This is a genomic window from Nitrospira sp. BLG_2 (assembly GCF_049222245.1).
On record NZ_JBLYIG010000501.1, the window covers coordinates 1 to 3,113 of the forward strand.

Below are 3,113 nucleotides of genomic sequence, written 5' to 3' on the forward strand. Positions count from 1 at the left end.
ATGGAGATGTTTCAAGAGCGCCTCGCAAGAAATAAGATCCGGGTCGAATTGAGGGTGGCCGACCCGTGCCCCATGGTGCCGGCCGACGCGGATCAGATGAGCCAAGTCCTGCTCAACCTCATCATGAATGCCATTCATGCAATGCCGGAAGGTGGCACTCTCGGTGTCGGCTTGGAGCCGGAGCACCCGATGGTGAAACTCATAATCGCCGATACCGGTCACGGAATGCCACCGGAGGTCATCAGGAAAATCTACGATCCGTTCTTCACCACGAAGGAATTCGGGAAAGGAACCGGCTTGGGATTGACCGTGGTGAAGGGAATCATTGAAGAACATCAAGGCTCCATTGCCGTAGAGAGCAAGGAAGGAAAGGGAACCAGATTTACCGTCCTGCTGCCGATTCATCAATCGGGCTGATGTTGAAGCTCAGGCTAGTGGCTGTCTCTCGATAAGCCTCATCATAACCTCGACTCTTAGCCGTCGCCCCATTCGAGCTGTAGCATATTGCACCGGCCGGCTCCTTTCCGGTCGTGGTGTTTCTCACCACGGGATGTCAGGCTAAATCCGCCATGATCAGGATTCCTTTGAATTCAGGCGCATCGTGATTGCACGCCTATCGGCATCCTCTTTGCTCCTAACTCATCAAGGTTCCGATGGAGTCACGTAACAGACAGGATAGAGGATGGCGCTTGTCGATAAAGCAGCGACTGTGCTGATCGTGGAGGATGACCGAGAAATGCGCAGTCTGCTGTGCGATGAATTTTGCGGAATGGGATATCAGCTGCGTGAAGCGAGGAATGGAGACGAAGCATTTCTGACGGTGCTGCAATCCGTGCCGGATCTGATTTTGACGGACCTCCGGATGCCTGCCGGGGGAGATGACTACATCAGCCGGTTGCGTACCATAGCGCCCAGGTGCCCAATTGTCGTGATCACGGCGTTCGGCGACGCGACATTGAAGGCGCATGTGGTAAAAGCCGGTGCGAACGCCTACTTCGACAAGCCGGTTCGTATTGCCGACCTCAAGAATTGTGTGCAACAATTACTCCATTACGAAAGATCAAGAAGCTGACCACGCCCCGACTGTCGGACGAATAAAGAAAGGCAGCTTTTTCACATTGCTGCCTCCATTCTCGCGCGATACCTAATGAGAAGTTCTCATCCGGAAAAGCGAGAGCGCTTTGCCTGACTCAGAAAACCTCAACGAACCGGCGCCGGCGGATCCCATCATTACCGCGCGAATCGAAGCGATCAAACAGTTGGCGCAGGGGCTGTCCGACCGTGTGGCGGTTATGGATCGATCATTCAACGTCGTGTACGCGAATGAAGCGGCCTGGACAGCGACCGCGACTCGACGGTCTCACGCCAAGTGCTATGAAGCCTTTGCGCACCGTACTGATCCCTGTGGAACCTGTCCGGCGATCAAGGTGTTCGAGGCACCCGAGGTGCAATGCGTGTCCTGCTCGGGAGGAGGTGACGGCACGGCCTGTGGGATGCAGCAGGCATTTCCTTTGACCGATACGAATGGAGCGGTGTCGTCGATGGTGGTGCTCTTTAAGCCCCTGCCGAAGTCCCAGGTCCGAGCAACGCCGGAGCACGACACCGGCCAATCGAGGGACGATCGCTTCGGGAATCTAATCGGTCTCAGCCCGGTCATGCGGCAACTCTTCGATATGACTCGTCTTGTGGCGGACAGTTCGGCGACAGTCCTCATACAAGGTGAAAGTGGAACGGGGAAAGAACTTCTGGCTAAAACGATTCATGCGCTCAGCAACAGGAGGGATCGTCCGTTCGTCGTCGTGGATTGCGGGTCCTTGCCGGAAACACTGCTTGAAAGCGAATTATTCGGGCATGTCAAAGGAGCTTTCACCGGTGCGGTCGTCAATAAGCGCGGGCTATTCGAAGAGGCGGACGAAGGCACCATTTTCCTCGACGAGATCGCCGATACCACGCCGACCTTTCAAGCGAAGCTGCTCCGTGTCCTGCAAGAGGGCGAGATCAAGCCCGTGGGTGGAACGCGATCGCTGAAGATCCATGCGCGTGTCATCTCCGCCTCGAACAAGGATCTGGCCCAGCTCGTGAAAGCCAAGACATTTCGGCAGGATCTTTACTATCGACTAGCCGTCTTGCCGCTCTATTTGCCCGCGCTTCGGGAACGGCGAGAGGACATCCCGCTATTAGTCCGGCATTTCGTCGGCGCGTCGTGCGCACGACACAACCAAGCGGTGCGGCAGGTTTCCGAAAAAACGATGAGGGCGTTTCGCGACGCGCCTTGGCCCGGGAATGTCCGACAATTGCAGCATTACGTCGAACGGGCCGTGGTGACGACCACCGGGCCATGGCTAGTATGCGAGGACTTGGTTCCAGGCGGCATCGTTCCCGAAGACGAAAGTTTACGCTCAGCCTCGCGTGAAGCCGTGGCACAGACCGAGCGCGCCCGGATCGTGGAGGCGTTGCAGGTGACTGCGGGAAACCGATTCAAAGCGGCCAAATTGCTGAAAATCAGCCGAGCGAGCCTCTACAACAAGCTTCGTGCGTACGGCATCGAGTGATGATGCGCTAAATTCGGCAGCCTTCTCGGGGCCTTGCCTCACCATTTCGGTATCTCGGCGGCGATGACACAGCGGTTGCTTCCACTCCACGCTTCAACATTGCCCCATCCTGCCTCAATTTACGAAGAGACGCCGTCCAAGAAATTAGACAACGTAACATGATGTTTTGTTTCGATATACCTCAGGGTTTGCCCATTGTGTAGACGGGCTCCCCAGATGCGATGATCGATGCTCATGGTCCACGATTCTCTAAACCCTTATCGATTTTAGAAATTATTTGCCGCGCGTCTTGTTCAAGCGAGGCATGGTGATTGCGCTAGGACAACATCGCTGGTGAAGGTTCGGGTGATTTTGGACCGGCCTCCGAATGACCCATTCCTTCGTAAGAAGGAACCCTTCACCAGCTCTTTACCTTCCCGAGAATCGAGGTCGGAAGTTGTTCGGAGGCCGGGTCCTATCCAACAGTAATCATGAGAGAGGATCATTGAAATGATTATCAGCGAGCAGACATCAACAAATCACCGGATGAAGCGAATACACCAGGGAGAGGAGGCCGAGATA

3 protein-coding genes are annotated in these 3,113 nt (G+C 55.4%); all 3 read left to right on the forward strand.

From position 1 onward, the window contains the following. A partial coding sequence (locus tag ACOSYY_RS13610) for a sensor histidine kinase (RefSeq protein ID WP_421663049.1) occupies window positions 1-417 on the forward strand: 417 nt, incomplete at its 5' end. A gap of 265 nt (window positions 418-682) precedes the next feature. After that, entirely contained in the window at window positions 683-1,072 is a 390-nt protein-coding gene (locus ACOSYY_RS13615) for a response regulator (protein WP_421663050.1), read from the forward strand. Between the two features lie 109 nt (window positions 1,073-1,181). Continuing rightward, window positions 1,182-2,552 carry a sigma-54 interaction domain-containing protein gene (locus ACOSYY_RS13620; protein WP_421663051.1) on the forward strand — a complete coding sequence of 457 codons (1,371 nt, stop codon included), beginning with the start codon at window positions 1,182-1,184 and terminating at the stop codon, window positions 2,550-2,552. Window positions 2,553-3,113: the final 561 nt, after the last annotated feature.